The 25,945-nt window shown below is 61.7% G+C and carries 19 protein-coding genes and 1 tRNA gene; 13 read left to right on the top strand and 7 right to left on the bottom strand.

Going from position 1 to position 25,945, the window contains the following annotated elements; translation table 11 throughout:
- Window positions 1-33 precede the first annotated feature (33 nt).
- The 4 genes from ACI512_RS25970 to mnmC form a co-directional block, all read right to left on the bottom strand.
- On the bottom strand, window positions 34-1,218 hold the full coding sequence (locus tag ACI512_RS25970) for an osmoprotectant NAGGN system M42 family peptidase (protein WP_015885092.1): 1,185 nt from the start codon (window positions 1,216-1,218) through the stop codon (window positions 34-36).
- 24 nt (window positions 1,219-1,242) lie between these two features.
- Window positions 1,243-2,976, bottom strand: a complete 1,734-nt coding sequence (gene ngg / locus ACI512_RS25965) for an N-acetylglutaminylglutamine synthetase (RefSeq protein ID WP_015885091.1) — start codon at window positions 2,974-2,976, stop codon at window positions 1,243-1,245.
- Window positions 2,977-2,979: 3 nt separating this feature from the next.
- Window positions 2,980-4,752, bottom strand: a complete 1,773-nt coding sequence (locus tag ACI512_RS25960) for an N-acetylglutaminylglutamine amidotransferase (protein ID WP_064052772.1) — start codon at window positions 4,750-4,752, stop codon at window positions 2,980-2,982.
- A gap of 341 nt (window positions 4,753-5,093) precedes the next feature.
- Window positions 5,094-7,073: a bifunctional tRNA (5-methylaminomethyl-2-thiouridine)(34)-methyltransferase MnmD/FAD-dependent 5-carboxymethylaminomethyl-2-thiouridine(34) oxidoreductase MnmC gene (gene mnmC / locus ACI512_RS25955; protein WP_236380684.1), complete on the bottom strand. Its 1,980-nt coding sequence runs from the start codon at window positions 7,071-7,073 to the stop codon at window positions 5,094-5,096.
- Between the two features lie 157 nt (window positions 7,074-7,230).
- On the opposite strand from mnmC, the gene pap reads away from it, so the two are divergent.
- The 3 genes from pap (at window position 7,231) to ACI512_RS25940 (ending at window position 11,454) form a co-directional block, all read left to right on the top strand.
- Window positions 7,231-8,745, top strand: a complete 1,515-nt coding sequence (gene pap / locus ACI512_RS25950; RefSeq protein ID WP_015885087.1) for a polyphosphate:AMP phosphotransferase — start codon at window positions 7,231-7,233, stop codon at window positions 8,743-8,745.
- 297 nt (window positions 8,746-9,042) lie between these two features.
- Window positions 9,043-10,227 carry a thiolase family protein gene (locus ACI512_RS25945; protein WP_064052775.1) on the top strand — a complete coding sequence of 395 codons (1,185 nt, stop codon included), beginning with the start codon at window positions 9,043-9,045 and terminating at the stop codon, window positions 10,225-10,227.
- Between the two features lie 270 nt (window positions 10,228-10,497).
- Window positions 10,498-11,454 carry a DMT family transporter gene (locus ACI512_RS25940; RefSeq protein ID WP_064052776.1) on the top strand — a complete coding sequence of 319 codons (957 nt, stop codon included), beginning with the start codon at window positions 10,498-10,500 and terminating at the stop codon, window positions 11,452-11,454.
- Window position 11,455: 1 nt separating this feature from the next.
- Here ACI512_RS25940 and ACI512_RS25935 read toward each other — a convergent pair whose 3' ends face one another.
- Window positions 11,456-12,838, bottom strand: a complete 1,383-nt coding sequence (locus tag ACI512_RS25935; RefSeq protein ID WP_236380688.1) for a class II fumarate hydratase — start codon at window positions 12,836-12,838, stop codon at window positions 11,456-11,458.
- 193 nt (window positions 12,839-13,031) lie between these two features.
- Here ACI512_RS25935 and ACI512_RS25930 point away from each other — a divergent pair, with 193 nt between their 5' ends.
- The 7 genes from ACI512_RS25930 to ACI512_RS25900 all read left to right on the top strand — a co-directional run bounded on the left by ACI512_RS25930 (window position 13,032) and on the right by ACI512_RS25900 (window position 20,794).
- Window positions 13,032-13,550: a DUF2059 domain-containing protein gene (locus tag ACI512_RS25930; RefSeq protein WP_015885083.1), complete on the top strand. Its 519-nt coding sequence runs from the start codon at window positions 13,032-13,034 to the stop codon at window positions 13,548-13,550.
- A 6-nt stretch (window positions 13,551-13,556) separates the two neighbouring features.
- Entirely contained in the window at window positions 13,557-13,850 is a 294-nt protein-coding gene (locus tag ACI512_RS25925; protein WP_015885082.1) for a BolA family transcriptional regulator, read from the top strand.
- A gap of 187 nt (window positions 13,851-14,037) precedes the next feature.
- Window positions 14,038-14,979: a rhodanese-related sulfurtransferase gene (locus ACI512_RS25920; protein WP_046036072.1), complete on the top strand. Its 942-nt coding sequence runs from the start codon at window positions 14,038-14,040 to the stop codon at window positions 14,977-14,979.
- Window positions 14,980-15,015: 36 nt separating this feature from the next.
- Window positions 15,016-15,618, top strand: coding sequence for a DsbA family protein (locus ACI512_RS25915; RefSeq protein ID WP_175538081.1), 603 nt, complete (start codon window positions 15,016-15,018; stop codon window positions 15,616-15,618).
- Window positions 15,611-17,413 (top strand): ABC transporter ATP-binding protein, encoded by a 1,803-nt coding sequence (locus ACI512_RS25910; protein ID WP_236380692.1) that lies wholly within the window; start codon window positions 15,611-15,613, stop codon window positions 17,411-17,413. Before ACI512_RS25915 ends, ACI512_RS25910 begins: the two co-directional genes overlap by 8 nt.
- 71 nt (window positions 17,414-17,484) lie before the next feature.
- Window positions 17,485-19,947: an EAL domain-containing protein gene (locus ACI512_RS25905; RefSeq protein WP_046036075.1), complete on the top strand. Its 2,463-nt coding sequence runs from the start codon at window positions 17,485-17,487 to the stop codon at window positions 19,945-19,947.
- Between the two features lie 79 nt (window positions 19,948-20,026).
- On the top strand, window positions 20,027-20,794 hold the full coding sequence (locus ACI512_RS25900; protein ID WP_252120936.1) for a TenA family transcriptional regulator: 768 nt from the start codon (window positions 20,027-20,029) through the stop codon (window positions 20,792-20,794).
- Between the two features lie 57 nt (window positions 20,795-20,851).
- On the opposite strand, the gene ACI512_RS25895 is transcribed toward ACI512_RS25900, so the two are convergent.
- The gene (locus ACI512_RS25895; RefSeq protein WP_043205693.1) at window positions 20,852-21,778 is read right to left on the bottom strand and encodes a GGDEF domain-containing protein; all 927 of its coding nucleotides are present in this window, start codon (window positions 21,776-21,778) and stop codon (window positions 20,852-20,854) included.
- 302 nt (window positions 21,779-22,080) lie between these two features.
- Window positions 22,081-23,223: an FMN-dependent L-lactate dehydrogenase LldD gene (gene lldD, locus ACI512_RS25890; protein ID WP_236380693.1), complete on the bottom strand. Its 1,143-nt coding sequence runs from the start codon at window positions 23,221-23,223 to the stop codon at window positions 22,081-22,083.
- Between the two features lie 100 nt (window positions 23,224-23,323).
- Between lldD and ACI512_RS25885 the strand changes: the two genes are divergently transcribed.
- From ACI512_RS25885 to ACI512_RS25875, 3 genes are all read left to right on the top strand, one after another.
- Window positions 23,324-24,220, top strand: a complete 897-nt coding sequence (locus ACI512_RS25885) for a LysR family transcriptional regulator (RefSeq protein ID WP_236380694.1) — start codon at window positions 23,324-23,326, stop codon at window positions 24,218-24,220.
- 60 nt (window positions 24,221-24,280) lie between these two features.
- A tRNA-Asn gene (locus ACI512_RS25880) sits at window positions 24,281-24,356 on the top strand.
- A gap of 162 nt (window positions 24,357-24,518) precedes the next feature.
- Window positions 24,519-25,841 (top strand): integrase arm-type DNA-binding domain-containing protein, encoded by a 1,323-nt coding sequence (locus ACI512_RS25875; protein WP_236380695.1) that lies wholly within the window; start codon window positions 24,519-24,521, stop codon window positions 25,839-25,841.
- The last annotated feature ends 104 nt before the right edge of the window (window positions 25,842-25,945 follow it).

The following is a 25,945-nucleotide window of genomic DNA, read 5'->3' as shown; positions in this document are numbered from 1 at the left end:
GATCCTACTGCGCCGGGATCAGAGTTGCCAGCGTCAGGACTTGTTGCCGACCAGGCTGTCCACCGAGGGCACGCGGGTGTCGCTCTCCATCTGCGTCTCGTGTTCGATCTGATGACTGAACCGATCCAGCGAGCCCTGGGCCGGTTGCGCATCGCTGGCGAACACCGGTGGGCTGAGAATGTAGGCGCCCAACAGGCGACTCAGCGCCGCGAGGCTGTCGATATGGGTGCGCTCGTAGCCGTGGGTCGCATCGCAACCAAACGCCAGCAACGCGGTGCGGATGTCGTGCCCGGCGGTCACGGCCGAGTGCGCATCGCTGAAGTAATAGCGGAACAGGTCGCGGCGCACCGGCAGTTCGTGGTCCGACGCCAAACGTAGCAAGTGACGGGACAGGTGATAGTCATACGGCCCGCCGGAATCCTGCATGGCCACGCTCACCGCATGCTCGCTGGAGTGCTGGCCGGGAGCGACCGGAGCGATATCGATGCCGACAAATTCACTCACGTCCCAGGGCAGGGCGGCCGCTGCGCCACTGCCGGTTTCCTCGGTGATGGTGAACAGCGGGTGGCAGTCGATCAGCAAGGGCTCGCCACTGTCGACGATGGCCTTGAGCGCGGCGAGCAGGGCGGCGACGCCGGCCTTGTCGTCCAGGTGGCGGGCGCTGATGTGCCCGCTCTCGGTGAATTCCGGCAGCGGGTCGAAGGCCACATAGTCACCGATACCAATGCCCAGGGAGTCGCAATCGGCACGGGTCGCGCAGTAGGCGTCGAGGCGCAACTCGACGTGGTCCCAACTCACCGGCATTTCATCCACGGCGGTGTTGAACGCGTGCCCGGAGGCCATCAACGGCAACACGCTGCCGCGGATCACGCCATTATCGGTAAACAGGCTGACGCGGCTGCCTTCGGCAAACCGGCTCGACCAGCAACCTACGGGCGCCAGGCTCAGGCGGCCGTTGTCCTTGATCGCACGCACGGCGGCGCCGATGGTGTCCAAGTGGGCGGAGACCGCACGGTCAGGGCTGTTTTTCTGGCCCTTGAGGGTGGCGCGGATGGTGCCGCGCCGGGTCATCTCGAAGGGGATGCCCAGTTCTTCCAGGCGCTCGGCGACATACCGCACGATGGTGTCGGTAAACCCGGTGGGGCTGGGAATGGCGAGCATTTCCAGTAGGACTTTTTGCAGGTAATTCAGATCCGGTTCTGGGATGGTTCGGCTCATAAAGACTCCTGGGGTTCGGATCGTTCAGCTATGGGGAAACAGCAAATCCACAAATTTTTCCGCGGTAGGCTGCGGTTCATGATTGGCCAGGCCGGCCCGTTCGTTAGCTTCGATAAACACGTACTCGGGTTGGTCGGCGGCAGGCACCATCAGGTCCAGGCCGACCATGGGGATGTCCAGGGCGCGGGCGGCGCGTACGGCGGCGTCTACCAACGTGGGGTGCAGGATCGCGGTGACGTCTTCCAGGCAACCGCCGGTGTGCAGGTTGGCGGTACGGCGCACGGCCAGGGTTTTGCCACGTGGCAGGATGCTGCTGTAGTCGTAGCCGGCGGCGTGCAGGGTGCGTTCGGTTTCGGCGTCGACAGGGATTTTGCTTTCGCCATCAGTTGCCGCCTGGCGGCGACGGCTCTGGGCTTCGATCAACGCGCCGATGGAATGTTGACCGTCACCGGTCACTTCCGCAGGACGACGAATCGCAGCCGCAACCACCTCGAAACCGATCACCAGGATGCGCAGGTCCAGGCCTTCATGAAAGCTTTCCAGCAGCACACGGCTGTCAAACTGGCGCGCCGCTTCAATCGCCTGCTGCACCTCTTCGATGCTCTGCAAATCCACCGCCACGCCCTGGCCTTGCTCACCGTCCAGCGGCTTGACGACGACGCGCTGGTGCTCGTCGAGGAACTCCAGGTTGTCATCGGCGCTGCCCGCTAGTTGTTGCGACGGCAGTTTCAAACCGGCCGCCTTGAGCACTTTGTGGGTCAGGCTCTTGTCCTGGCACAAGGTCATGCTGATGGCGCTGGTCAGGTCGCTCAACGACTCACGGCAACGCACACGGCGCCCTCCGTGACTGAGGGTGAATAAGCCCGCGTCGGCGTCATCCACCTGTACATCGATACCGCGCCGATGCGCTTCTTCGACGATGATCCGGGCATAAGGGTTAAAGCCTGCCTGCGGACCCGGGCCGAGAAACAGCGGCTGGTTGATGCCGTTCTTACGTTTGATCGCAAAGGTGGTCAGCGCCCTGAACCCCAGCTTGGCGTAAAGGTTCTTGGCCTGGCGGTTATCGTGCAGCACGGACAGGTCCAGGTAGCTCAGGCCACGGCTCATGAAGTGTTCCACCAAATGGCGGACCAGCACCTCACCCACGCCAGGGCGGGTGCACTGCGGGTCCACGGCCAGGCACCACAGGCTGCAGCCGTTTTCCGGGTCATGAAAGGCTTTCTGGTGGTTGAGGCCCATGACGCTGCCGATCACCGCGCCGCTGTCTTCATCTTCCGCCAGCCAGTAGACAGGCCCACCGGCATGGCGCGGCGTAAGGCGTTCGGCGTCGACGGGCAACATGCCGCGTCCTTGATAGAGCTGGTTGACGGCCAGCCAATCGGCTTCGGTCTGCACCCGACGAATGCGGAAACCACGAAATACCCGGGTGGCCGGCCGATAGTCGGTGAACCACAGGCGCAGCGTGTCTGACGGGTCGAGGAACAGTTGCTGCGGATCGATCCCGAGGATCTGCTGCGGTGCAGCCACATAGAGTGCGATGTCGCGCTCGCCCGGCTGTTCATTCAGCAGTTCCTGGGCCAGGGTCGCCGGGTCGGGAAAGGTGTGCCCGATCAACAAGCGGCCCCATCCACAGTGCACGGCAATCGGCTCGGCGGCCAAGGGGCTGCCATCTTCCGCCAGGCGGGCCTGCAAGCGCTCATAGGTTGGCGCCTGGCCCTTCAACAAGCGTTGGCTGTAAGCCGCTGCGAGAGGTTTCATTACTCAGATTCCTTGTTCGCTGAGCCACAGGTTCAGCGCCGCCAGTTGCCACAGCTTGGAGCCGCGCAGCGGGGTCAATTGGCCTTGCGGGTCGGTCAGCAAGCGGTCGAGCATGGCGGGATTGAACAGGCCGCGATCCTGGCTCGGGTCCAGCAACAATTCACGCACCCAGTTCAGGGTATCGCCCTGCAAGTGTTTGAGGCCTGGCACGGGGAAGTAACCTTTCTTGCGGTCGATCACTTCGCTCGGGATCACCCGGCGCGCGGCCTCTTTCAACACCTGCTTGCCACCGTCGGGCAACTTGAACTTGCCGGGTACACGGGCCGACAGCTCAACCAAGCGGTAGTCGAGGAACGGCGTACGCGCTTCCAGGCCCCAGGCCATGGTCATGTTGTCGACGCGTTTGACCGGGTCGTCCACCAGCATGACCGTGCTGTCCAGGCGCAGGGCCTTGTCCACTGCCGCATCCGCGCCGGGCATGGCGAAGTGCTCGCGGACGAAATCACCGGCGGCGTCATTGGCGGTCAGCCATTTTGGCGCGACGGTGGCTGCGTAGTCGTCGTAGCTGCGGTCGAAAAACGCATCGCGATACGCGGCGTAGGGATCGGCGGCGCCGTCCACCTGCGGGTACCAGTGGTAACCGGCAAACAGTTCGTCGGCGCCCTGGCCGCTCTGCACCACCTTGCAATGCTTGGCCACTTCCCGTGACAACAGGTAGAAGGCGATGCAGTCATGGCTGACCATCGGCTCGCTCATGGCACGGAACGCCGCCGGGAGTTGCTCGATGATCTCGCTTTCGGCAATGCGCAATTGATGATGACGGGTGCCGTAGTGCTTGGCGATCAGGTCCGAGTACTGGAACTCGTCGCCACGCTCGCCACCGGCGTCTTCAAAGCCGATGGAGAAGGTCGACAGGTCTTGCACGCCGACTTCACGCAGCAAGCCCACGAGCATGCTCGAATCGACGCCGCCGGACAGCAGCACGCCGACATCCACGGCGGCGCGTTGGCGGATGGCCACGGCTTCGCGGGTGCTGTCGAGTACGCGGTCAGTCCAGTCTTCCAGGCTCAGGTTGCGTTCGTCGTCATGCGGGCCGTAGGGCAGGGTCCACCAGGTTTTTTGCTCGGTCTTGCCGTTGGCGTCGATGCGCATCCAGCTCGCCGGCGGCAGTTTTTCGACGCCTGCCAGCAAGGTACGCGGCGCAGGCACCACGGCGTGGAAGTTCAAGTAGTGATTGAGTGCCACCGGATCGAGGATTGGGTTGATATCCCCGCCTTTGAGCAGCGCCGGCAAGGCCGACGCGAAGCGCAGGCGCTGGCCGGTGCGCGACAGGTACAGCGGCTTCACACCCAGACGGTCACGGGCAATAAACAGGCGTTGGGCATCACGTTCCCAGATGGCGAACGCGAACATGCCATTGAGCTTGGGCAGCAGCGCTTCGCCCCAGGCGTGATAACCCTTGAGCAGCACTTCGGTGTCGCCGCCGGAGTAGAAGGCGTAGCCGAGGGCTTCCAGCTCTTCTCTCAGTTCGGGGAAGTTATAGATCGCGCCGTTGAACGCCAGGGACAGCCCCAGTTGGCAGTCGACCATCGGTTGTGCAGAGCCATCCGACAGGTCCATGATTTTCAAGCGCCGATGGCCCAGCGCGACAGGCCCCTGGGCATGAAACCCCCAGGCGTCAGGCCCACGCGGGGCCAGGTGATGGGTGATGCGCTCAATAGCTGCCAGGTCGGCAGGTTGGGCATCGAAACGTAACTCTCCAGCTAATCCGCACATAAATTCCTTACCGGTTTTTCCGTTGGGGAGGGTTGAAATGCCGTGCGCCAAAAAGGGCGGGCGTTGAGAAACTGACCCGTGTGGTGGATGGGAGTTTTAGAACGATCGGTTATAAGGCGATTGGGCATCAGTGCGGTGATGCGTCAGTCGAGGGGGGTTAGATAGGTAGGCGCAACAGCCTCAAGCCCGTTGATAAGGTTTGGCGAAACACCTGCCATACGGACAATTGCCATGCCTGTCGTACCCTCTGAAACACCCCCAATCCTTGAGTTCCGAGATGAAGCTGGCGGCCCTTCTTCAACTGACCGGCGACTTGCCCAGGCGTGCAGTGTGTAAAACCCTCAGGACGTGCCCCGGATCAATCCCCGCAGGGCAAAACGGTTGGGGTGGCAGGCGTGGGCGACGCTGGCGGGGACGGGCAGCGGTTCGTCATTCAGCCAGGCGGCCAGCAGCTCTGCCGCCAGCGGGGCGGTGATGAGGCCCCGTGAGCCGTGCCCGCTGTTGATATACAGGCCATCGAGCCAGGGGCAGGCAATGTCCGGGACTTGCCGAGCATCCTTGCGCAGCGCCGCGTAGGCCAGGTGGAACGCCTCGCGGTCGGCCAGTGGCCCGACAATCGGTAGATAGTCGGGGCTGGTGCAGCGAAAGGCCGCACGGCCTTGCAGGTGCTCGGGGTCAAGGGTGTCGGCGTGTAGGCGTTGCAGCAGGTCTATGGAGATTTCCCGCAACATCTGCAGGTTACCGAGGTGTTCGGCGGTGCTGGGCGTGAGGTCATCGCTGGCGAAGTTGAAGCTGGCGCCGAGCGTATGTTCCCCCAGGCGCGCAGGCGCGACGTAGCCTTCGGCGCACACCACCGTGGCCAGTGCCTGGCTTTGCGGGGTTTGCGGCAGGCGGCTGATTTGCCCGCGAATGCGTTTGAGGGGCAGCTCGGCGCTGACCGGGAAGCGGTTGATCTCGGCGGCGCCGGCCAGCACCACCACGCTGGCGCTGGCCAGCAGGGTGTGGCCGTCGTGGGCGTGCCATTGGCCTTCGACTTGGCGCAACTCAAGGGCCTCGCGATGCTGCAACAGCGTGATCAGCGGATGTGACGCTTGCCACTCACACAGTGCCGGCGGATGCACCCAGCCGCCTTCGGGGAAAAACAGCCCGCCGTGTTCCAAGGCCACGCCGGCGCGCGCCTGGGCCTGCGCCTGATCCAGCACGTGCAAAAGCTCCGGCGCGAAGGCTTGGGCCAGCTGCGCCTGGCGTTCGGCCTCCTTGGCATTGAACGCCAGTTGCAGCACGCCGCAACCGTCCCAGTCGACGCCACGGTGCAGGTGTTCGAGCAGCCGGCGGGTATGGCCGAAGCCGCTGAGGATCAATTGCGACAGCGCCGTGCCATGCGCCGAAAGCTTGAGGTACAGCACGCCCTGCGGGTTACCCGAGGCTTCCTGCGCCAGCGCCGCGTGACGCTCCAGCAGCGTCACCTGCCAGCCGCGCGCCGCCAGGCTGGCGGCGCTCGTGCAGCCGGCCAGGCCGCCGCCGATCACCAGGGCCGTGCGCGCGCCGGGCAGCGGCGCGGGGCGGGCAAACCAGGGTTTGATAGCCTCCGGCGCGGGCGTTTCGGCGGGCCAGCCGAGAAACTCGCCGCGCAGGATTTCCCACTTGTGGCCGATGCCCGGCGTGCGCTTCATCTTGAAGCCGGCGGCGTTGATCAAGCGGCGCACCCAGCCGGTACTGGTAAAGGTGCTGATGGTCGAGCCGGGGGCCGCCAGCCGCGCCAGTTCGGCAAACAGCTCGGCGGTCCACATGTCGGGGTTCTTGGCCGGGGCAAACCCGTCGAGAAACCAGGCGTCGACCTGGGCGTCCAGTTGGGGCAATTGTTCCAGGGCGTCGCCGATCAGCAGCGTCAGCGTCACGCGGCCGTGAGCCAACACCAGCCGTTGGAAGCCTTGATGAATGGCGATGTACTGCGCCAGCAACTGATCGGCAAACGGCTGCAGTTCCGGCCAAAGGGCGAGGGCGCGCTGCAGGTCGGCGTGGCTCAGCGGGTACTTTTCCACGCTGACAAAATGCAGGCGGGCACCGGCCACGGCGTGTTGCTCGAACAACTGCCAGGCGCAGAGAAAATTCAACCCCGTGCCGAAACCGGTTTCGCCAATTACCAAGTGGCCCTGGGCCGGCAGGGCGGCGAAGCGCTCCTGCAAACGGTTCTGTTCGAGGAACACGTAGCGCGTTTCTTCAAGGCCCGACTTGTCGGAGAAGTACACATCGTCGAAGACCCGCGAGTGTGGGCGACCTTGCTCATCCCAGTCGAGCTGGGCGTGGGTAACGGGGTTCATGGGCGACTCATAGGCAATAGAAGCAGGCAAAGGCAAGGCGGCCATTCTAGCTGATCAACAGGCGTTGAATTGACCTACGGCAAGCACGCGTGGAATTTCCTCCCGCACGGCGTTGCCCAATCCGCTAGTCTTGAGCCATCTTGAAACGGAGCTGCCCATGTTCGAATCCGCCGAAATCGGTCACGCCATCGACAAAGACACCTTTGAGGCCGAGGTGCCGGCCCTGCGCGAAGCCTTGCTGGAGGTGCAGTACGAACTGCAGCAGCAGAAGCGCTTCCCGGTGATCATCCTGATCAACGGCATCGAAGGCGCCGGCAAGGGCGAGACGGTCAAGCTGCTGAATGAATGGATGGACCCGCGCCTGATTGAAGTGCGCACTTTCGACCAGCAGACCGACGAAGAACTCGCCCGGCCACCGGCCTGGCGCTACTGGCGCCAACTGCCGGCCAAAGGGCGCATGGGGATTTTCTTCGGCAACTGGTACAGCCAGATGCTGCAAGGCCGGGTGCATGGGCAGATCAAGGACGCGCGGCTTGACCAGGCCATTGCCGGCGCCGAACGCCTGGAAAAAATGCTCTGCGACGAAGGCGCGCTGATCTTCAAGTTCTGGTTCCACCTGTCCAAGAAGCAGATGAAGGCGCGGCTCAAGGCCCTGGCCGATGACCCGTTACACAGCTGGCGCATCAGCCCGTTGGACTGGCAGCAGTCCGAGACCTACGACAAGTTCGTGCATTTCGGCGAGCGCGTGCTGCGGCGTACCAGTCGCGACTACGCGCCGTGGCATGTGATCGAAGGCGTTGACAGCAACTATCGCAGCCTCACCGTGGGCAAGATCCTGCTCGAAGGCCTGCAAAACGCCTTGAAACTGCCCAAAGGCAAGGCGAGCGGCATGAACCCGGCACCGTTGCCGTCGGCTGTCGACCAGATGAGCCTGCTCAACAGCCTCGACATGACGCTGCACCTCGACAAGGACGATTACGAAGAACAGCTGATCACCGAGCAGGCGCGGTTCTCCGGCCTGATGCGCGACAAACGTATGCGCAAGCACGCTCTGGTCACGGTGTTCGAAGGCAACGATGCGGCGGGCAAGGGCGGGGCGATTCGCCGGGTGGCGGCGGCGCTTGACCCACGCCAGTACCATATCGTGCCGATCGCTGCGCCCACTGAAGACGAACGTGCCCAGCCTTACCTGTGGCGGTTCTGGCAGAAAATCCCGGCACGGGGCAAGTTCACTGTGTTTGACCGCTCCTGGTACGGCCGCGTACTGGTGGAGCGGATCGAGGGCTTCTGTACCCCGGCCGACTGGCTGCGCGCCTATGGCGAGATCAATGACTTTGAAGAGCAACTGCGCGACGCAGGGGTGATCGTGGTCAAGTTCTGGCTGGCCATCGACAAACAGACCCAACTGGAACGCTTCCAGGCGCGTGAAGAGATCCCGTTCAAGCGCTTCAAAATCACCGAAGACGACTGGCGCAACCGCGACAAGTGGGATGACTACCGCGCCGCCGTGGGCGATATGGTCGACCGCACCAGCACCGAAGTCGCGCCCTGGACCCTGGTGGAAGCCAACGATAAGCGCTGGGCGCGCGTCAAGGTGTTGCGCACCATCAACCTGGCCTTGGAGGAGGCGTTCGCCAAGTCCGACAAGCACGATAAAAAGAAAAAGAAATAATGGCCGCCAGGCTTGCCTATTGTAGTGAGCGGGCTTGCCCCGCGCTGGGCTGCGGAGCAGCCCCAACCCAGGCCCCGCGCCCTTTCAGACAAACCTGATTGGCAGGTTTTGGGGCCGCTTCGCAGCCCAGCGCAGGGCAAGCCTGCTCACTACAACAGCCTCAATCACCACAACAGCCATGATCACCGCAGGGCGAGCACGCTGGCCATGCTTTTGTATACGCCGGGTGAATGATCGTCGCGGTTGCGCAGGGCTGGCTCTATGCTCGATCCAACCACCACACGATCGAGGTAGCCCATGCGTGAAGTAGTGATTGTCGACAGCGTGCGAACCGGCCTGGCCAAATCCTTTCGCGGTAAGTTCAACCAGACCCGCCCGGATGATATGGCGGCCCATTGCGTCAATGCGCTGCTCGCCCGCAACGGCATCGACCCGGCCACGGTGGAAGATTGCATCGTCGGTGCCGGTTCCAACGAAGGCGCGCAGGGCTACAACATCGGCCGCAACGTGGCGGTGCTCTCGCAACTGGGCACGGGGACGGCGGGCATGACCCTCAACCGTTTCTGCTCGTCGGGGTTGCAGGCGATTGCTATCGCCGCCAACCAGATCGCCTCGGGCTGCAGCGAGATCATCGTCGCCGGGGGTGTCGAATCCATCAGCCTGACAATGAAAAGCGTCAACACCGACAACCTGATCAACCCGCTGTTGAAAGAGCAGGTGCCGGGGCTCTACTTCCCCATGGGCCAGACCGCCGAGATCGTCGCGCGTCGCTACAACGTCAGCCGCGAAGAACAGGACCTGTATGCCCTGCAAAGCCAGCAGCGCACCGCCCAGGCTCAGGCCGATGGGCTGTTCAACGATGAAATCGTGCCGATGGCGGTCAAGTACAAGGTCGAGGACAAGAACACCGGCGAAGTACAGGTGCTTGACGGCGTCGTTGATCGCGATGACTGCAACCGTCCCGACACTACGCTGGCTAGCTTGCAGGGCTTGAAACCGGTGTTCGCCGAAGACGGCTCGGTGACGGCGGGCAACTCCTCGCAGCTCTCCGACGGTGCGTCGATGACCCTGGTGATGAGCCTGGAAAAAGCCCTGGCCCTGGGGCTCAAGCCCAAGGCGTTTTTCCGTGGGTTTACCGTGGCGGGCTGCGAACCGGACGAGATGGGCATCGGCCCGGTGTTCTCGGTGCCTAAGCTGCTCAAGGCCAAGGGGTTGCAGGTGGCCGATATCGACCTGTGGGAACTCAACGAAGCGTTCGCCTCCCAGTGCCTGTATGCGCGCAATCGCCTGGAAATCGACAATGCCCGGTACAACGTCAACGGCGGCTCGATCTCCATCGGGCACCCGTTCGGCATGACCGGTTCACGGCAGGTCGGGCATTTGGTGCGTGAGTTGCAGCGGCGTAATCTGCGCTACGGCATCGTCACCATGTGCGTGGGCGGCGGCATGGGCGCGACGGGGCTCTTCGAAGCCGTGCGCTAGACCCGGAAGCGGATTTGTGTAGTGAGCAGGCTTGGTGTGGTGAGCAGGCTTGCCCTGCGCTGGGCTGCGAAGCGGCCCTGACCCAGGCGCCGCGTTCTTTCAGGCAGAACTGATTGGTAGGTTTTGGGGCCGCTTCGCGCCCCAGCGCAGGGCAAGCCTGCTCACCACACCAAGCCTGCTCCCACTCCCACATTTAAAACGCGTCATAGCCCAATCCGTGCGCTTGCCCCTAGAATGCCCGCTCCACTTCCTCTGGCTTTTGGGGCGCTCATGCACATCTCTTCCGGCCGCTGGGTCTATGGTTTTCTCCTGACCCTGCTGACCGCGCTGCTCTGGGGCATTCTGCCGATCAAACTCAAACAGGTCCTGCAGGTGATGGACCCGATCACCGTCACCTGGTTTCGCCTGACCGTGGCCGGTGGTTGCCTGTTCATCTACCTGGCGCTTACCAAACGCCTGCCCAGCCGCAAGGTGCTAGGCCCCAAGGGCGGCTGGCTGGTGGGAATGGCGGTGTGTGGCCTGGTGGGCAACTATGTGTTGTACCTGGTGGGCCTGAAAATGCTCAGCCCCGGCACCGCGCAGTTGGTGGTGCAGATGGGGCCGATCTTTTTGATGATCGCCAGTGTGTTTGTGTTCAAGGAGCGCTTCAGTCGCGGACAGGTGCTGGGGTTGTTTGTGTTGATCGCAGGCTTTGGCCTGTTCTTCAATCAGCGCCTGGAAGAGTTGCTGACGTCCCTCGGCGCCTACACGGCCGGGGTACTGACGATCCTGCTCGCCACCTCTATTTGGGTGTTCTACGCCCTGGGTCAGAAACAGCTGCTGACGGCGTGGAATTCGTTGCAGGTCATGATGGTGATCTACCTTACCTGCGCGTTGTTGCTCACGCCCTGGGCACATCCCTTGGAGGCACTGGACCTGAGCCCGCTGCAAGGCTGGCTGTTGCTGGCGTGCTGCATGAATACCCTGGTGGCCTATGGCGCCTTTGCCGAAGCGCTCGCCCACTGGGAAGCCTCGCGGGTCAGTGCGACGCTGTCGCTCACGCCGCTGGTGACGTTTGTGGCGGTGGCCTTGGCGGCCTGGCTGTGGCCCGAATATGTGCAGGCCGAAGAAATCAACGCCCTGGGGTATGCCGGGGCGTTGGTGGTGGTACTGGGCTCGGCGACCGTGGCGCTGGCGCCGTCGTTGCTCGCCGGGCTCAAGGCCCGGCGGTTGCGGGTGACGTCCTAGGCTAGGTGCCCAGCATGTCTTGCGGTCGAACCCATTGGTCGAATTCCGCATCGGTGAGGTAGCCCAGGTCCAGCGCCGCCTCCCGAAGCGTCAACCCTTCGGCGTAAGCCTTCTTGGCGATCTCTGCGGACTTGTCGTAGCCGATGTGCGGGTTGAGCGCTGTGACCAGCATCAATCCACGTTCCAGGTGTGCGGCCATCTGCACGGGGTCGGGTTCGAGCCCGGCCACGCAGTGTTCCTGGAAGTTATTACAGCCGTCGGCCAGCAGGCGGATCGATTCCAGCAGGTTGTGAATGATCACCGGCTTGTACACGTTCAACTGCAAGTGCCCTTGGCTGGCGGCGATGCCGATGGTCACGTCGTTGCCCAAGACCTGGCAGGCCAGCATCGACAGCGCTTCGCACTGGGTAGGGTTGACCTTGCCGGGCATGATCGAGCTGCCCGGTTCGTTGGCCGGCAACTTCACCTCCGCCAGCCCGGCGCGCGGGCCGGAGCCCAGCAGGCGCAGGTCGTTGGCGATTTTCATCAGGGCCACGGCCAGGGTTTTCAGCGCGCCATGCAGGGTCACCAGCGGCTCGTGGCCGGAGAGGGCGGCGAATTTGTTCGGCGCCGTGACAAACGGCAGTCCCGACAGCGCCGCCAGTTCGGCGGCAATCGCCTCGCCAAACCCATGGGGCGCATTCAGCCCGGTGCCGACAGCGGTGCCGCCCTGGGCCAGCTCGCACACGGCGGGCAGGGCGCTGCGAATCGCGCGTTCGGCGTAATCGAGCTGGGCGATAAAGGCTGAGAGTTCCTGGCCAAAGGTGATCGGCGTGGCATCCATCATGTGGGTGCGACCGGTCTTCACCAGCTTCATATGCCGCGCGGCCAACTCGGCCAGCCCGCCGGACAGTGTCGCGATCGCCGGCAACAAGCGCTGATGCACTGCTTGTACGGTCGCAATGCTCATGGCGGTCGGGAAGCAGTCATTGGAACTCTGGGAGCGGTTGACATGATCGTTGGGGTGCACCGGGCTCTTGCCGCCGCGCGGGTTGCCCGCCAGCTCATTGGCGCGGCCGGCGATCACTTCGTTGGCGTTCATGTTGCTCTGGGTGCCGCTGCCGGTCTGCCAGACCACCAGGGGGAACTGGTCGTCGTGTTGACCCGCCAGCACTTCGTCGGCGGCCTGTTCGATCAGGCGGGCGATGTCGGCAGGCAGGTCGCCATTGCGGTCGTTGACGCGTGCCGCGGCTTTCTTGACCAGGGCCAGGGCGTGCAGTACCGCGAGGGGCATGCGTTGTTCGCCGATGGCGAAGTTCACCAGCGAGCGTTGGGTCTGCGCGCCCCAGTAAGCGTCATCCGGGACATGGACTTCTCCCAGGCTGTCGGTTTCGATACGGCTCATCGGGCACACTCCTTCAGGTTCGTTTGCGCAGTTTAGGCTGTGATGAGCCCTGGGGGTTCCCCTAAAAGACTTTTCATCGGATTGGGCGCCGCAAATCCAGGCCCTACAAGGCGTGGGGTTGAGCCATGGCGTTTTTTAGGCGCAGAATGGGCGCCCTTGGGGTCTTACCTCGCCTGCTAGAAAAGGAAACTCGATGACTCGTCTTCGTGCCATCTGTACCGCGGTTGCTCTGGTTTGCGCCAGCGGCCAGGTTTTTGCCGATACCGCCAGCCACAACGCCAGTGCCGAAGCCTTCCTTACCCTGGCCCATGCCGACAAGCTGGGTACCCCGGTGTACATGCAAGTGCAGCAAATGTTCGCCCAGCGTTTCGAACAGACCAAGGCGCCTGCCGCCAAGCAGTCCGTACTGGACAGCTACCAGGCCAAGGCCAACGCCGCCCTGGACCAGGCTATCGGCTGGCCAAAACTGAAGCCTGACATGGTCAAGCTCTACACCACCAACTTCAGCGAATCCGAACTCAAGGACCTGGTTGCCTTCTACCAGTCGCCACTGGGCAAGAAAGTCCTGGAAAAAATGCCGCAACTGACCCAGCAATCGGCCCAGATGACCCAGCAAAAGCTGGAAAGCGCCGTGCCAGTGGTGAACAAGCTGTTGGAAGACATGACCAACGAGCTGACGCCAAAAGCTGCCGCACCGGCCAAGAAGAAGTAAGCAGGAATGACCATGCAACAGCGTATCGAAACGGCACTTGCCGCCCTGGGCACCGACCACTTGAGCGTGCTGGATGAAAGCCATATGCACAGCCGTGGGTTGCAGACCCACTTCAAGGCCGTGCTGGTCAGCCCGCAGTTCGAGGGGCTCAACCGCGTCAAGCGCCACCAGAAGGTCTACGCCACCCTGGGTGACCTGATGAGCGAGTTTCATGCGCTGGCGCTGCATACCTACACGCCTGATGAATGGGCGAAAATCGACGCAGCCCCGGCCTCGCCGACCTGCGCCGGCGGGCACTGACACTCTGGCGCATGTGCTTGTTGGGGCTGCTTCGCCGCCCAGCGGGAGCAAGCTCCCTCGCCACAGTAAAGAGGCGGTCCATAAACGTCGCCAATTTTGTTAGAATCCGCAACGCGCCGCTTAGTCGGCGCGTTTTTTTTGCATCCGGTTCACCCCTTACGAGGGTAGCCACCTGGAGAGAACACCCATGACTCAACCGATCGTCGTGGCGGCACTGTATAAGTTCGTCACTCTCGAAGATTACGTCGCACTGCGCGAGCCACTGTTGCAGGCGATGGTCGACAACGGCATCAAAGGCACCTTGCTGATCGCCGAAGAAGGCATCAACGGCACCGTTTCCGGCAGCCGTGAAGGCATTGATGGCCTGATGGCCTGGCTGAAGACCGACCCCCGCATGGTCGACATCGACCATAAAGAATCCTACTGCGACGACCAGCCGTTCTACCGCACCAAGGTCAAGCTCAAGAAAGAGATCGTGACCCTGGGCGTCGATGGCGTCGACCCGAACAAGAAAGTTGGCACCTACGTCGAGCCGCAGGACTGGAACGCGCTGATCAGCGACCCGGAAGTGCTGTTGATCGACACCCGTAACGACTACGAAGTGTCCATCGGCACGTTTGAGGGCGCGATCGACCCGAAAACCACCAGCTTTCGCGAATTTCCCGACTACATTAAAGCCAACTTCGACCCCGCCAAGCATAAGAAAGTCGCCATGTTCTGCACCGGTGGCATTCGCTGTGAGAAGGCCTCGAGCTACATGCTCAGCGAAGGCTTCGATGAGGTTTATCATCTCAAGGGCGGCATCCTGAAGTACCTCGAAGAGGTGCCCCAGGAGGAAACCAAGTGGCAGGGCGACTGCTTTGTTTTCGATAATCGCGTGACCGTACGCCACGACTTGAGCGAAGGCGACTACGATCAATGTCATGCTTGCCGCACACCGGTGAGCGTTGAAGACCGCGCCTCCGAGCACTACGTGGCTGGCATCAGTTGCCCGCATTGCTGGGATAAGCTGCCGGAGAAAACCCGTCGCAGCGCGATCGACCGGCAAAAGCAGATCGAGCTGGCCAAGGCCCGCAACATGCCGCACCCGATTGGTTTCAACTACAAGCAAACCCCTTCCGAGGCCTGAGCCATGTCCGCGCGCCTGCTCTACGTAATGGACCCGATGTGTTCCTGGTGCTGGGGCTTTGCCCCGGTGGCCGAGGCGTTGGTGGAGCAGGCCCAGGCGGCCGGCGTGGAACTGCACCTGGTGGTGGGCGGCTTGCGCACCGGCAGCGGTGCGGCGCTGGAGCCAACCACCCGGCGCTACATCCTGGAGCACTGGCAGGCGGTCACCGAGGCCACCGGCCAGCCGTTCAAGCGTGAAGGCGCGTTGCCCGATGGTTTTGTCTACGACACCGAGCCGGCGTGCCGCGCCATCGTCACCGCCCGCAGCCTGGCGCCGGACTGTGCCTGGACGCTGCTGGGGCTGATCCAGCGCGCATTTTATGTCGAGGGTCGCGACGTGACCTTGGCCAGTGTGCTGGTGGAGTTGGCAGAGCAAGCGGGCATCCCGCGTATCGAGTTTGCGGGCGCCTTCGACCGTGCCGAGCAACACGCCGCCACCGCTGCCGACTTTACGTGGGTGCAGGATCTGGGCATCGCCGGTTTCCCGACGCTGCTGGCCGAGCGCAATGGCCAGTTGGCCCTGCTGACCAATGGTTACCAGCCGTTGTCCGACCTGTCGCCGTTATTGGGCCGATGGCTGGAGCGGGCAACCTGTGCATGAACGCCCTCAACGCACCGATCGCCTGACCTGGGCAGAAATCCGCCGGCTGGCCCTGCGCCACAAGAAATCCCTGTGGATCGCCAACGGCGTTGCCGTGCTGGCGACCCTTTGCAGCGTTCCTATCCCTTTGCTGCTGCCGTTATTGGTGGACGAAGTGCTGCTGGGCCACGGCGATGCGGCCCTGAACGTGATGAACCACGCGCTGCCTCTGGGTTGGCAGAAGGCGGCGGGCTATATCGGCCTGATGCTGCTGGTGACCCTGCTGCTGCGCTGCGGTGCGCTGGTATTCAACGTGGTGCAGGCGCGGCTGTTTGCGCGGCTGGCCAAGGACATCGTGTACCGCATCCGCGTGCGCCTGATCGAACGGCTCAAGCGTATTTCCCTGGGCGAATATGAAAGCCTGGGCAGCGGCACGGTCACCACGCACCTGGTCACCGACCTGGACACCCTGGATAAATTCGTCGGTGAAACCCTCAGCCGCTTCCTGGTGGCGATGCTGACACTGGTGGGCACCTCGGCCATTCTGGTGTGGATGCATTGGCAACTGGCCTTGCTGATCCTGCTGTTCAACCCGCTGGTGATCTACGCCACGGTGCAGTTGGGCAAGCGCGTCAAACACCTTAAGAAGCTGGAGAACGACAGCACCGCGCGCTTTACCCAGGCACTGACCGAAACCCTGGACGCCATTCAGGAAGTGCGCGCCGGCAACCGCCAGGGTTTCTTCCTCGGGCGCCTCGGCCAGCGTGCCCAGGAGGTGCGTGACTACGCGATCCATTCCCAGTGGAAAACCGACGCTTCCAGCCGCGCCAGCGGTTTGCTGTTCCAGTTTGGTATCGACATCTTCCGCGCCGCCGCGATGCTCACGGTGCTGTTCTCCGACCTGTCCATTGGCCAGATGCTCGCGGTGTTCAGTTACCTGTGGTTCATGATCGGCCCGGTGGAACAGCTGCTGAACCTGCAATACGCCTACTACGCGGCGGGCGGGGCGCTGACGCGGATCAACGAACTGCTGGCGCGTGCCGATGAGCCGCAGTACGCCGGGGGCCAAGACCCGTTTACCGGGCGTGAAACCGTGGGCATCGAGGTGCGCGGCCTCAGTTTCGGCTATGGCGAAGACCGGGTGCTCGACCAGTTGAACCTGGCCATCGCGCCCGGTGAAAAGGTGGCGATCGTCGGCGCCAGCGGTGGCGGCAAAAGCACCCTGGTGCAGCTGCTGCTCGGGCTTTACACGCCCCAGGCCGGGACGATCCGATTTGGCGGCGCCACCCAGCAGGAAATTGGCCTGGAGACCATTCGCGAGCACGTCGCCGTGGTGCTGCAACACCCGGCGCTGTTCAACGACACCGTGCGCGCCAACCTGACCATGGGCCGCGAGCGCAGTGACCAAGCCTGCTGGCAGGCACTGGAAATTGCGCAGTTGGAGGCTACCGTCAAGGCATTGCCCATGGGCCTGGACAGTGTGGTGGGGCGTTCCGGGGTGCGGTTTTCCGGCGGGCAGCGTCAGCGCCTGGCGATTGCGCGCATGGTGTTGGCCGAGCCGAAAGTGGTGATCCTCGACGAAGCGACTTCCGCCCTGGACGCCGCCACCGAGTACAACCTGCACCAGGCGCTCGCGCGCTTCCTCAGCGGGCGTACTACACTGATTATTGCCCACCGCCTGTCGGCGGTTAAGCAGGCCGATCGAGTATTAGTCTTCGACGGCGGTCACATTGCTGAAGATGGTGATCATCAACAGTTGATTGCCGACGGCGGCCTGTACGCCAAACTCTATGGACACCTGCAACAAGTGCGTTGATTTAGCCTAGGCTGAGCTATCAGAAGCGGATTTTCGCGTGCGTATCCAGCAGTGCATGTGCAAGGGACTTCATGAAGCAAAAGCGGACTCTCGGAACGCCAAGGCTGTTGGGCATTGTCTGGCCCTTTATCGCCGTCGTACTGTTCCAGGCATTGTTAGGCTGCGTCAGTCTTTACGTGCTTTCGGCAGTACGCGGCTATGTGGCTGGCGAAAGCCTGTGGTCCAAGGGCCAGAAAGACGCCATCTATTACCTGACGCTGTACGCCGATAACCGCGACGAAACTACTTACCTCAAGTACCAGCAGGCCATTGCCGTGCCTCAGGGCGGGCATGAACTGCGCATTGCCCTGGACCGTCCCACGCCCGACCTGAGCGCTGCACGACTGGGCATTCTCAAAGGCGGCAACCACCCGGATGACGTTTCCAGCCTGATCTGGTTGTACCTCAATTTTCGCCATTTCAGTTACCTGGAAAAAGCCATCGAGCTGTGGACCGTCGGCGATGGCTACCTGGTGCAATTGGATGAACTGGCGCGTGAGATGCACAGCTCGATCACCCGCGACCAGGTCAGCGCCAACGATGTGCAGCAATGGAAGGCGCATATCATCGCCATCAACGAAGGCGTGACGCCCGCTGCCAAGGCCTTTAGTGATGCGTTGGGCGAAGGCTCGCGGATGATCCTGGGGTTGCTGCTGATCACCAACCTGGCCACGGCGCTCGGCCTGATTGTGCTGGCGTTGTTGCGTACGCATAAGTTACTGGCTCAGCGCCACGCCTTTGCCGATGCCCTGCAACAGGAGAAGGAGCGGGCGCAGATCACCCTGGAGTCGATTGGCGATGGCGTGATCACGACCGACGTCGACGGCGCCATCAGCTATATGAACCCGGCGGCCGAGGCGCTGACCCACTGGAATTCGGCCCAGGCGCAAGGGTTACCCCTGGCAGCGCTGTTCAACTTGCTGGATGACAATGCCCAGCCCGATGGCTTTACCCTGATCGAACATATCGTTAAGGGCCAATTGAGCGGCGGCAGCGAGCATTCGAAAACCATCCAACGCCTGGATGGCAGTACGGTGTCGGTGACCCTGGTGGGCGCGCCGATCCGCAGCGGGGGTAAAGTCACCGGGGCGGTGCTGGTGTTGCATGATATGACCCAGGAGCGTCAATACATTGCCAACCTGTCCTGGCAGGCGACTCACGACGCCCTGACCGGGCTGGCCAACCGTCGTGAATTCGAGTTCCGCCTGGAACAGGTGCTGCATCCTGCCGCTCAGCAGTACGGCGGGCGACATGCCTTGATGTTTCTTGACCTGGACCAGTTCAAGCTGGTCAACGACACCTGTGGCCACGCGGCGGGTGATGAGCTGCTGCGGCATATCTGCGCGCTGCTGCAATCGGACCTGCGCGAAGGCGACACCCTGGCGCGCCTGGGCGGGGATGAATTCGGCATCCTGCTGGAGAATTGTCCGGCGGCGGTGGCGGAAAAAATCGCCGAGAGCCTGCGCCATACCGTGCAAAGCCTGCACTTTGTGTGGAAAGGCCGGCCGTTCATGACCACCGTCAGCATCGGCCTGGTGCACTTGGGGCACACCCCGACCACCCTGGAAACCTCACTGCGCGCTGCCGACATGGCGTGCTACATGGCCAAGGAAAAGGGCCGCAACCGTGTGCAGGTGTACCACGCCGACGACTCGGAACTGTCGCTGCGCTTTGGCGAAATGGCCTGGGTGCAGCGTCTGCACATGGCCTTGGAAGAGAACCGGTTCTGCCTGTATGCCCAGGAAATCTCACCCCTGGGGCAGACCGACGGTGGTGATGGGCATATCGAGATCCTGCTGCGCCTGCACGACGAAGCCGGGCGCATCATCTTGCCCGACAGCTTTATCCCGGCCGCCGAGCGCTACGGTCTGATGACATCCCTGGACCGTTGGGTGGTGGAGAATGTGTTCAAGATCATCGCCCGTTGCCTGCACGAGCGTCCGGGTCGCCCTATGGCCATGTGTGCGATCAATCTGTCAGGCATAACTATTGGTGATGATGACTTTCTCGGATTTTTGCGTGAGAAATTTCATACTTACGCAATTCCGCCCGGCATGATCTGTTTTGAAATAACCGAAACCAGCGCTATTGCAAACTTGGGCAGTGCGATCCGCTTTATTAATGAACTCAAAGCCTTAGGCTGTCAGTTCTCGTTGGATGACTTTTGTGCCGGAATGTCCTCATTCGCCTATCTCAAACATTTACCTGTAGACTTCCTGAAGATCGATGGAAGTTTCGTAAAGGATATGCTGGACGACCCGATTAACCGCGCGATGGTCGAAGTGATCAACCACATCGGCCACGTCATGGGTAAGCGCACAATTGCAGAGTTTGTCGAGACACCGCAAATCGAACAGGCGTTACTCGAAATTGGTGTGGATTACGCTCAGGGCTACCTGATTGAACGACCGCAATTGTTTACCTTTGATAGCTTGCAGTGTCGACCTGTGCGGCCGCAGCCTCTGTTATTCAAGGCGCCCGGCACATTCCGCTGAAACATTTGCTGGTCTGTACAATCACACTTAAAAAGGAGCCTTAACAGTGATCGACACATTCAACAGAACCGGCCCGCTTATGGAAGCCTCGAGTTACCCCGCCTGGGCTCAGAAACTGATCCTGGACTGTAGCGAGAGCAAGCGTCGAGTTGTCGAACACGAACTGTACCAGCGCATGCGCGATAACACGCTCAGCGCCAAAACCATGCGCCATTACCTGATCGGTGGCTGGCCAGTGGTGGAACAGTTTGCCTTGTACATGGCACAGAACCTCACCAAGACCAAATTTGCCCGCCATCCTGGGGAAGACATGGCGCGCCGCTGGCTGATGCGCAATATTCGCGTGGAACTCAACCACGCCGACTATTGGGTGCACTGGGCCCGTGCCCATGGTGTGAGCCTGGAGGAGTTGCAGGCCCAGAACGTACCGCCGGAGTTGCATGCACTGAGCCATTGGTGCTGGCACACCAGCTCCGCCGATTCGCTGATCGTGGCCATCGCCGCGACCAACTACGCGATCGAAGGGGCGACCGGGGAATGGTCCGCCGTGGTGTGTTCCACCGGCGTCTATGCGGCGGCTTTTCCCGAGGAAGAGCGCAAACGTGCGATGAAGTGGCTGAAAATGCACGCCCAGTACGATGATGCCCACCCGTGGGAAGCGCTGGAAATCATCTGCACCCTGGCCGGCATGAACCCGACCAAGGAACTGCAGGCAGAACTGCGCCAAGCCGTGTGCAAGAGCTACGACTACATGTTCCTGTTCCTGGAAAGCTGCATGCGCCTGGAGAAAGAGAAAGCCCCCGCAGTGATGCGTGAGCGCCAGGCGCGGGTGGCCAGCGAAGCTTGACCTGTGGTGAGGGAGCTTGCTCCCTCGCCACCCTTGAAGTGTCGCGCGTTGGCGGGGTTACCCCGCCATCGCCAGGCGGTTACGGCCTTCGCGCTTGGCCACGTACAACGCGGTGTCGGCTCGGCGCAGCAGGCTTTCGGCAGACTCGGCGGCCAGTAAGGTCGAACAACCGAGGCTTACCGTCAATTCGATCCGCGTGTCATCCGCCCAGTAGTCTTGGGCCTGTGCCGCCTGGCGCAGGCGCTCCCCGACCATCGCCGCCGCGTCTCGGCCGGTGTTGGACAGCAGGATCAGAAACTCTTCCCCGCCAAACCGGAACACCATGTCCACGTTACGCAACTGGCCCTTGATCGCCGCGGCGACGGCGCGCAATACATTATCGCCCGCGGCGTGGCCATGGGTGTCGTTGATGCGCTTGAAGTGATCGATGTCGATCATCAACAAGGACAGCGGGTTCAGGTGCCGGCGCGCCATGTCGATTTCCCGTTGCAGGGTCTGGTCCATGGCGATGCGGTTGCCGGTCTCGGTCAACGGGTCGCGCAGGGCACTGCGGGTGGCGGCGCGATACAGCAGGGCGTTGCGCATCGGGTAGAGCAGGGGGGCCAGCAGCGATTCGAGCTGGCCGAGCTCCTCTTCCGACAGCCGTTGGTTACGCCGAAAGATCAGCTCGCCCAGGTGTTCGCCTTCATGGCTCAGGCTGTAGCTCACCGAATGGTGGCCGCGATGGCCGAATTCCAGGCGCAGGTCGCTGGCTTGATGACGGTATTGCAGGGCGTCCAGGGGTACCAGGCGCTGGATCTCGCGGAAGAACACGCCGAGGATGCGCTCCGGCTCCAGGCTGGTTTGCAATTGCTGGCCGAGCTGTTGGCGAAGTTGCGCAAGGGTCGTGGGGCGGCGTGGAAGGAGGGATGGCTGACCAAACCCCAGGCGTTGCAATTTGGCACTGTCGAAGTCAATTGCGTTGGTCTGGGTAGGTGTTTTCATAAGCGATCGGCCTCTAAGCACTAAGCTGTCTTACAGGCTCGATGAGAGTGGCAAGTGCCAAGCGTCTTACTGTTCCTTCAGTTCCGTAAAACATTAGTAACAGTTTAGACCGCTTTGCAGTGGGTTATAACCCCTGGGCACCGCCGCACGTCTTGTCATCGCTTAACCTGCTTGGGATTGGTTAGAGCGATATTCATGCCAATTTGTTTAACATTATTAAATGTTCTTATAAAACAACGACTACTCCCTAATCAGAAAGCAGTCGTTGAATCAGCGCGCCGGTTATTTGGCTGATGTCCGACTTAATGCCGCTGGCCTACCAGGGTGGTGTGGTCAATCTGGTCAATCGACGTTACGCCGGTCAAGGTCATCGCCACGCGCATTTCTTTGGCGAAAATGTCCAGCAGGTTTTCCACGCCGTTTTGGCCATCGGCAGCCAGGGCATAGGCGCTGGCGCGACCCAGCAGGCACGCCTTGGCCCCCAGGGCAAGCATGCGCACCACGTCCAGCCCGGAACGGATGCCGGAGTCCACCAGCACCGTGAGGTCATCGCCCACCGCATCGGCAATCGGTGGCAGGGCCTTGGCGGTGGACAGCACGCCGTCCAGTTGGCGGCCGCCATGGTTGGACACCACGATGCCATCGGCGCCGAAACTCACCGCGTCCTTGGCGTCCTGGGGGTCGAGGATGCCTTTGATGATCATCGGGCCTTTCCAGAATTCGCGGATCCACTCCAGGTCTTTCCAACTGATCGACGGGTCGAAGTTGTTGGCGAGCCAGCCGATGTAGTCTTCCAGATGCGTGGGTTTGCCCAGGTACTTGGAGATATTGCCCAGGTCGTGCGGGCGGCCCATCAAGCCGACGTCGAAAGCCCACTGCGGCTTGGTCATGGCCTGCAGCATACGTCGCTGCGCGGCGAACGGGCCGGACATGCCCGAGTGAGCATCGCGATAGCGCGCGCCGGGCGTGGGCATGTCCACGGTAAAGACCAGTGTGGTGACCCCCGCGGCTTGTGCGCGCTCCAGCGCGTTGCGCATAAAACCTCGGTCCTTGAGCACATAGAGTTGGAACCAGATCGCCCGCGCGCTTTGTGACGAGACTTCTTCAATCGGGCACACCGACACCGTCGACAGGCAGAACGGAACGCCTTTGTTCGCCGCCGCTTTAGCCGCCTGAACTTCACCACGCCGCGCATACATGCCGGTCAGGCCCACCGGGCTGAGGATCACCGGCATGTCCAGTTCCTGGCCGAACACGGTGGTTTTCAGGCTCAGGTTATCCACGTTGCGCAGGATGCGCTGGCGCAGGCTGATCTCGGCCAGGTCCGAACTGTTCGCACGCATCGTGTGTTCGGCGTAGGCGCCGCCGTCGATGTAGTCGAACAGGAAGCGCGGCAGCTTGCGCTGGGCGGCTGCGCGGTAGTCGGAGGCGGACGAGATGATCATGAACGGTGTCTCCACGAGGCAGGGCGGATCAGGATAGGTAAATTTCTGTCATGATAAAAACAACTTTTATCACTGGTATCCAGTCGCCAAGGGAATACTGATGAACTTGAGAACATTGCGTGCCTTTGTCGAAGTGGTGCGCCAGGGTGGTTTCTCCCAGGCCGCCGAGGTGGTGTCCCTGACCCAATCCACCGTGAGTAAGGCGGTCAAGACCCTGGAAGAGGAATTGGGCGCGCCGCTGCTCAATCGTCTTGGCCACCGTAACGAACTCACCGCCGCTGGCGAAATTGCCTACCGCCGTGCCTTGGTGCTGCTCGCCGAGCACAACAACCTGGTGGCCGAGATCAACGACCTGCGTGGTCTCAAGCGTGGCGTGCTGCGTATCGGTTTGCCACCGGTTGGCTGCGGTGTGCTGTTCGCGACGATGTTCGCCACCTACCGCAGCCGCTACCCGGACATCGACATCGAACTCACCGAATACGGCAGCAAAAAACTGCGCGAGTGCCTGGAAGCAGGAGAGGTCGACCTGGCGGCCCTGCTGTTGCCGGTCGACGAAGACTTTAACTACCAACCGGTGCGCAATGAACCGCTGATGGCCGTGCTGCCCATCAGCCATCCACTGGCTTCGCACACGCGCATCGACTTCACCGACCTGGCGGACTCGCCGTTCATCTTGTTCGAAGCGGGCTTCGCCCTGAACGCCAAGATCCTCGCCGCCTGCGAGCACAAAGGCGTCACCCCAAAGGTGACCGCCCGCAGCGGGCAGATCGACTTTATCGTCGACCTGGTCGCCGCCGGCCTGGGCGTGGCCTTCCTGCCGCGGATGCTGGCGCACAAACATCAACACGCCGGCATCGCCCTGGTCCCCTTGGACGAACCCCACACCGACTGGCACATCGCCCTGGCCTGGCGCGCCAGCGCCCACCTGCCACCCGCCGCCTTGGCCTGGCTGGAGTTGGCCAAGGAACACGCCGATTCAACCGGCTATCCGGTTTAATGCCACCGAATGCCAGGCAAGGCTTGACTTCTCCTTTTTAATCAGTAACATACGGCGCATTCCGCGATAGCTCAGTTGGTAGAGCAAATGACTGTTAATCATTGGGTCCCTGGTTCGAGTCCAGGTCGTGGAGCCAGACAAGGTTCCAGAGAAGGCTTCCAAAATCTCTGAACCACCCGAAAAACCCGCCTTCTGGCGGGTTTTTTCGTTTTGGCGTTCCGTCGGATTCCGGTGGGTACCAGCCGTTTTAAGGGTAGAGTTTGGGATAAAGGTCAGTTCGATAATAGGGAGTACCCTTATGTCGCGCACCACTGCTCCACTCTCCGATTCCGCTTGCCGTACGGCCAAGCCCACAGACCGCGCCTACAAGCTTTTCGACGGCGACGGCCTTTACCTTCTCGTCCAACCCAATGGCCGCAAAGGCTGGCGTCTCAGATACGTTAAACCTGATGGCCGGGAAGGACTGACCTCATTCGGCAACTATCCCATCGTTAGCTTCGCAGATGCGCGCCGCAAGCGCTTGGAGGTCAAGCGAATGCTGGCGGATGGCATTGATCCCATAGGAGCCAAGAACCAAGCCAAGACGCAAGCCCTGATCAAAGGCCGCACCTTTGAAAGCGTTGCCCTCGGCTGGCACACGGAAATGTCAGCCAAGTGGGCACCAGACTATTCCAAGACAGTGATGAGCCGCCTCAAAACCCATCTCTTCCCGCTAATCGGCGCCCGCGCCATTGTCGACCTAGACACCCACGACCTTATGCAGCCCTTGGAAGCGATCAAGAAGCGCGGAACGATAGACATTGCTTTAAGGGTACAAAACTACCTGCAGAGCATCATGCGCGAAGCAAAGCGCCTCCGGCTTATCACCGTGAACCCTGCGTATGACCTCGTAGGCTCGATCAAAGCCTCGCGAGTCGTCCACCGCCCCGCTTTATCCTTATCGCGCTTGCCTGAATTGCAGGAACGGATCGACACCTATAAAGGCCGCGCACTTACCCGGCTGACGGTCTTACTCTCGCTGCACGTGTTTGTACGCTCCAGCGAGCTGCGCTTCGCCCGCTGGAGCGAGTTCGACCTCAAGCGTGGCGTCTGGGAAATACCCGACACGCGACCAGCGTTGGAAGGCGTACCCTTTTCCACAAGGGGTACGAAGATGGCCGGGGACATCCACCTTGTACCCTTATCACCGCAAGCGGTCGCCCTACTCGAGCAGATCCACGCAATCACAGGCAAATTTGACTTGGTGTTCGCAGGCGATACCAAGTCTTGGAAACCGATGTCCGAAAACACTGTGAACAGCGCGCTTCGGAAGATGGGTTACGACACCAAAACTGAGATCTGCGGCCATGGCTTTCGTTCGATGGCCTGCAGCGCACTGATCGAGTCGGGTTTGTGGACGGATACAGCCATCGAGCGGCAGATGAGCCACAAGGAGCGCAACAACGTCCGAGCGGCCTACATCCACAAGGCCGAGTTCATCGAGGAGCGCAGGCTGATCATGAACTGGTGGAGTCGCTACCTTGAGGCTAATCAGCAGGAGCATGTCAGCCCACGCGAATTCGCCAATCAGACGGGTGTGAACGTCACTCGACTAAAAGCAAAACATGGCGCAACCGAGTAAGCGATCGGTCTTCATATCTCGGTGATCCGCTTGTCCACGCAGGTCCATCCAAAGAGGGCTGCAAAGCCGCCCTCTTTGGATGGACCTCACTTAAAAAATCTTAA

Source organism: Pseudomonas petroselini, assembly GCF_045037875.1.
GTDB classification, from domain to species: Bacteria; Pseudomonadota; Gammaproteobacteria; order Pseudomonadales; family Pseudomonadaceae; genus Aquipseudomonas; species Aquipseudomonas petroselini.
The sequence above is the reverse complement of the archived record's forward strand: the minus strand, read 5'-3'. Positions and strand labels throughout refer to the sequence as shown.

Coding starts and splice junctions, on each gene's coding strand:
- ngg (WP_015885091.1), bottom strand. CDS start 2,976: ATGAAACCTCTCGCAGCGGCTTACAGCCAACGCTTGTTGAAGGGCCAG.
- ACI512_RS25905 (WP_046036075.1), top strand. CDS start 17,485: ATGAAGCAAAAGCGGACTCTCGGAACGCCAAGGCTGTTGGGCATTGTC.
- pap (WP_015885087.1), top strand. CDS start 7,231: ATGTTCGAATCCGCCGAAATCGGTCACGCCATCGACAAAGACACCTTT.
- mnmC (WP_236380684.1), bottom strand. CDS start 7,073: ATGAACCCCGTTACCCACGCCCAGCTCGACTGGGATGAGCAAGGTCGC.
- ACI512_RS25945 (WP_064052775.1), top strand. CDS start 9,043: ATGCGTGAAGTAGTGATTGTCGACAGCGTGCGAACCGGCCTGGCCAAA.
- ACI512_RS25885 (WP_236380694.1), top strand. CDS start 23,324: ATGAACTTGAGAACATTGCGTGCCTTTGTCGAAGTGGTGCGCCAGGGT.
- ACI512_RS25960 (WP_064052772.1), bottom strand. CDS start 4,752: ATGTGCGGATTAGCTGGAGAGTTACGTTTCGATGCCCAACCTGCCGAC.
- ACI512_RS25930 (WP_015885083.1), top strand. CDS start 13,032: ATGACTCGTCTTCGTGCCATCTGTACCGCGGTTGCTCTGGTTTGCGCC.
- ACI512_RS25920 (WP_046036072.1), top strand. CDS start 14,038: ATGACTCAACCGATCGTCGTGGCGGCACTGTATAAGTTCGTCACTCTC.
- ACI512_RS25895 (WP_043205693.1), bottom strand. CDS start 21,778: ATGAAAACACCTACCCAGACCAACGCAATTGACTTCGACAGTGCCAAA.
- ACI512_RS25940 (WP_064052776.1), top strand. CDS start 10,498: ATGCACATCTCTTCCGGCCGCTGGGTCTATGGTTTTCTCCTGACCCTG.
- ACI512_RS25900 (WP_252120936.1), top strand. CDS start 20,027: ATGGAAGCCTCGAGTTACCCCGCCTGGGCTCAGAAACTGATCCTGGAC.
- lldD (WP_236380693.1), bottom strand. CDS start 23,223: ATGATCATCTCGTCCGCCTCCGACTACCGCGCAGCCGCCCAGCGCAAG.
- ACI512_RS25915 (WP_175538081.1), top strand. CDS start 15,016: ATGTGTTCCTGGTGCTGGGGCTTTGCCCCGGTGGCCGAGGCGTTGGTG.
- ACI512_RS25875 (WP_236380695.1), top strand. CDS start 24,519: ATGTCGCGCACCACTGCTCCACTCTCCGATTCCGCTTGCCGTACGGCC.
- ACI512_RS25925 (WP_015885082.1), top strand. CDS start 13,557: ATGACCATGCAACAGCGTATCGAAACGGCACTTGCCGCCCTGGGCACC.
- ACI512_RS25970 (WP_015885092.1), bottom strand. CDS start 1,218: ATGAGCCGAACCATCCCAGAACCGGATCTGAATTACCTGCAAAAAGTC.
- ACI512_RS25935 (WP_236380688.1), bottom strand. CDS start 12,838: ATGAGCCGTATCGAAACCGACAGCCTGGGAGAAGTCCATGTCCCGGAT.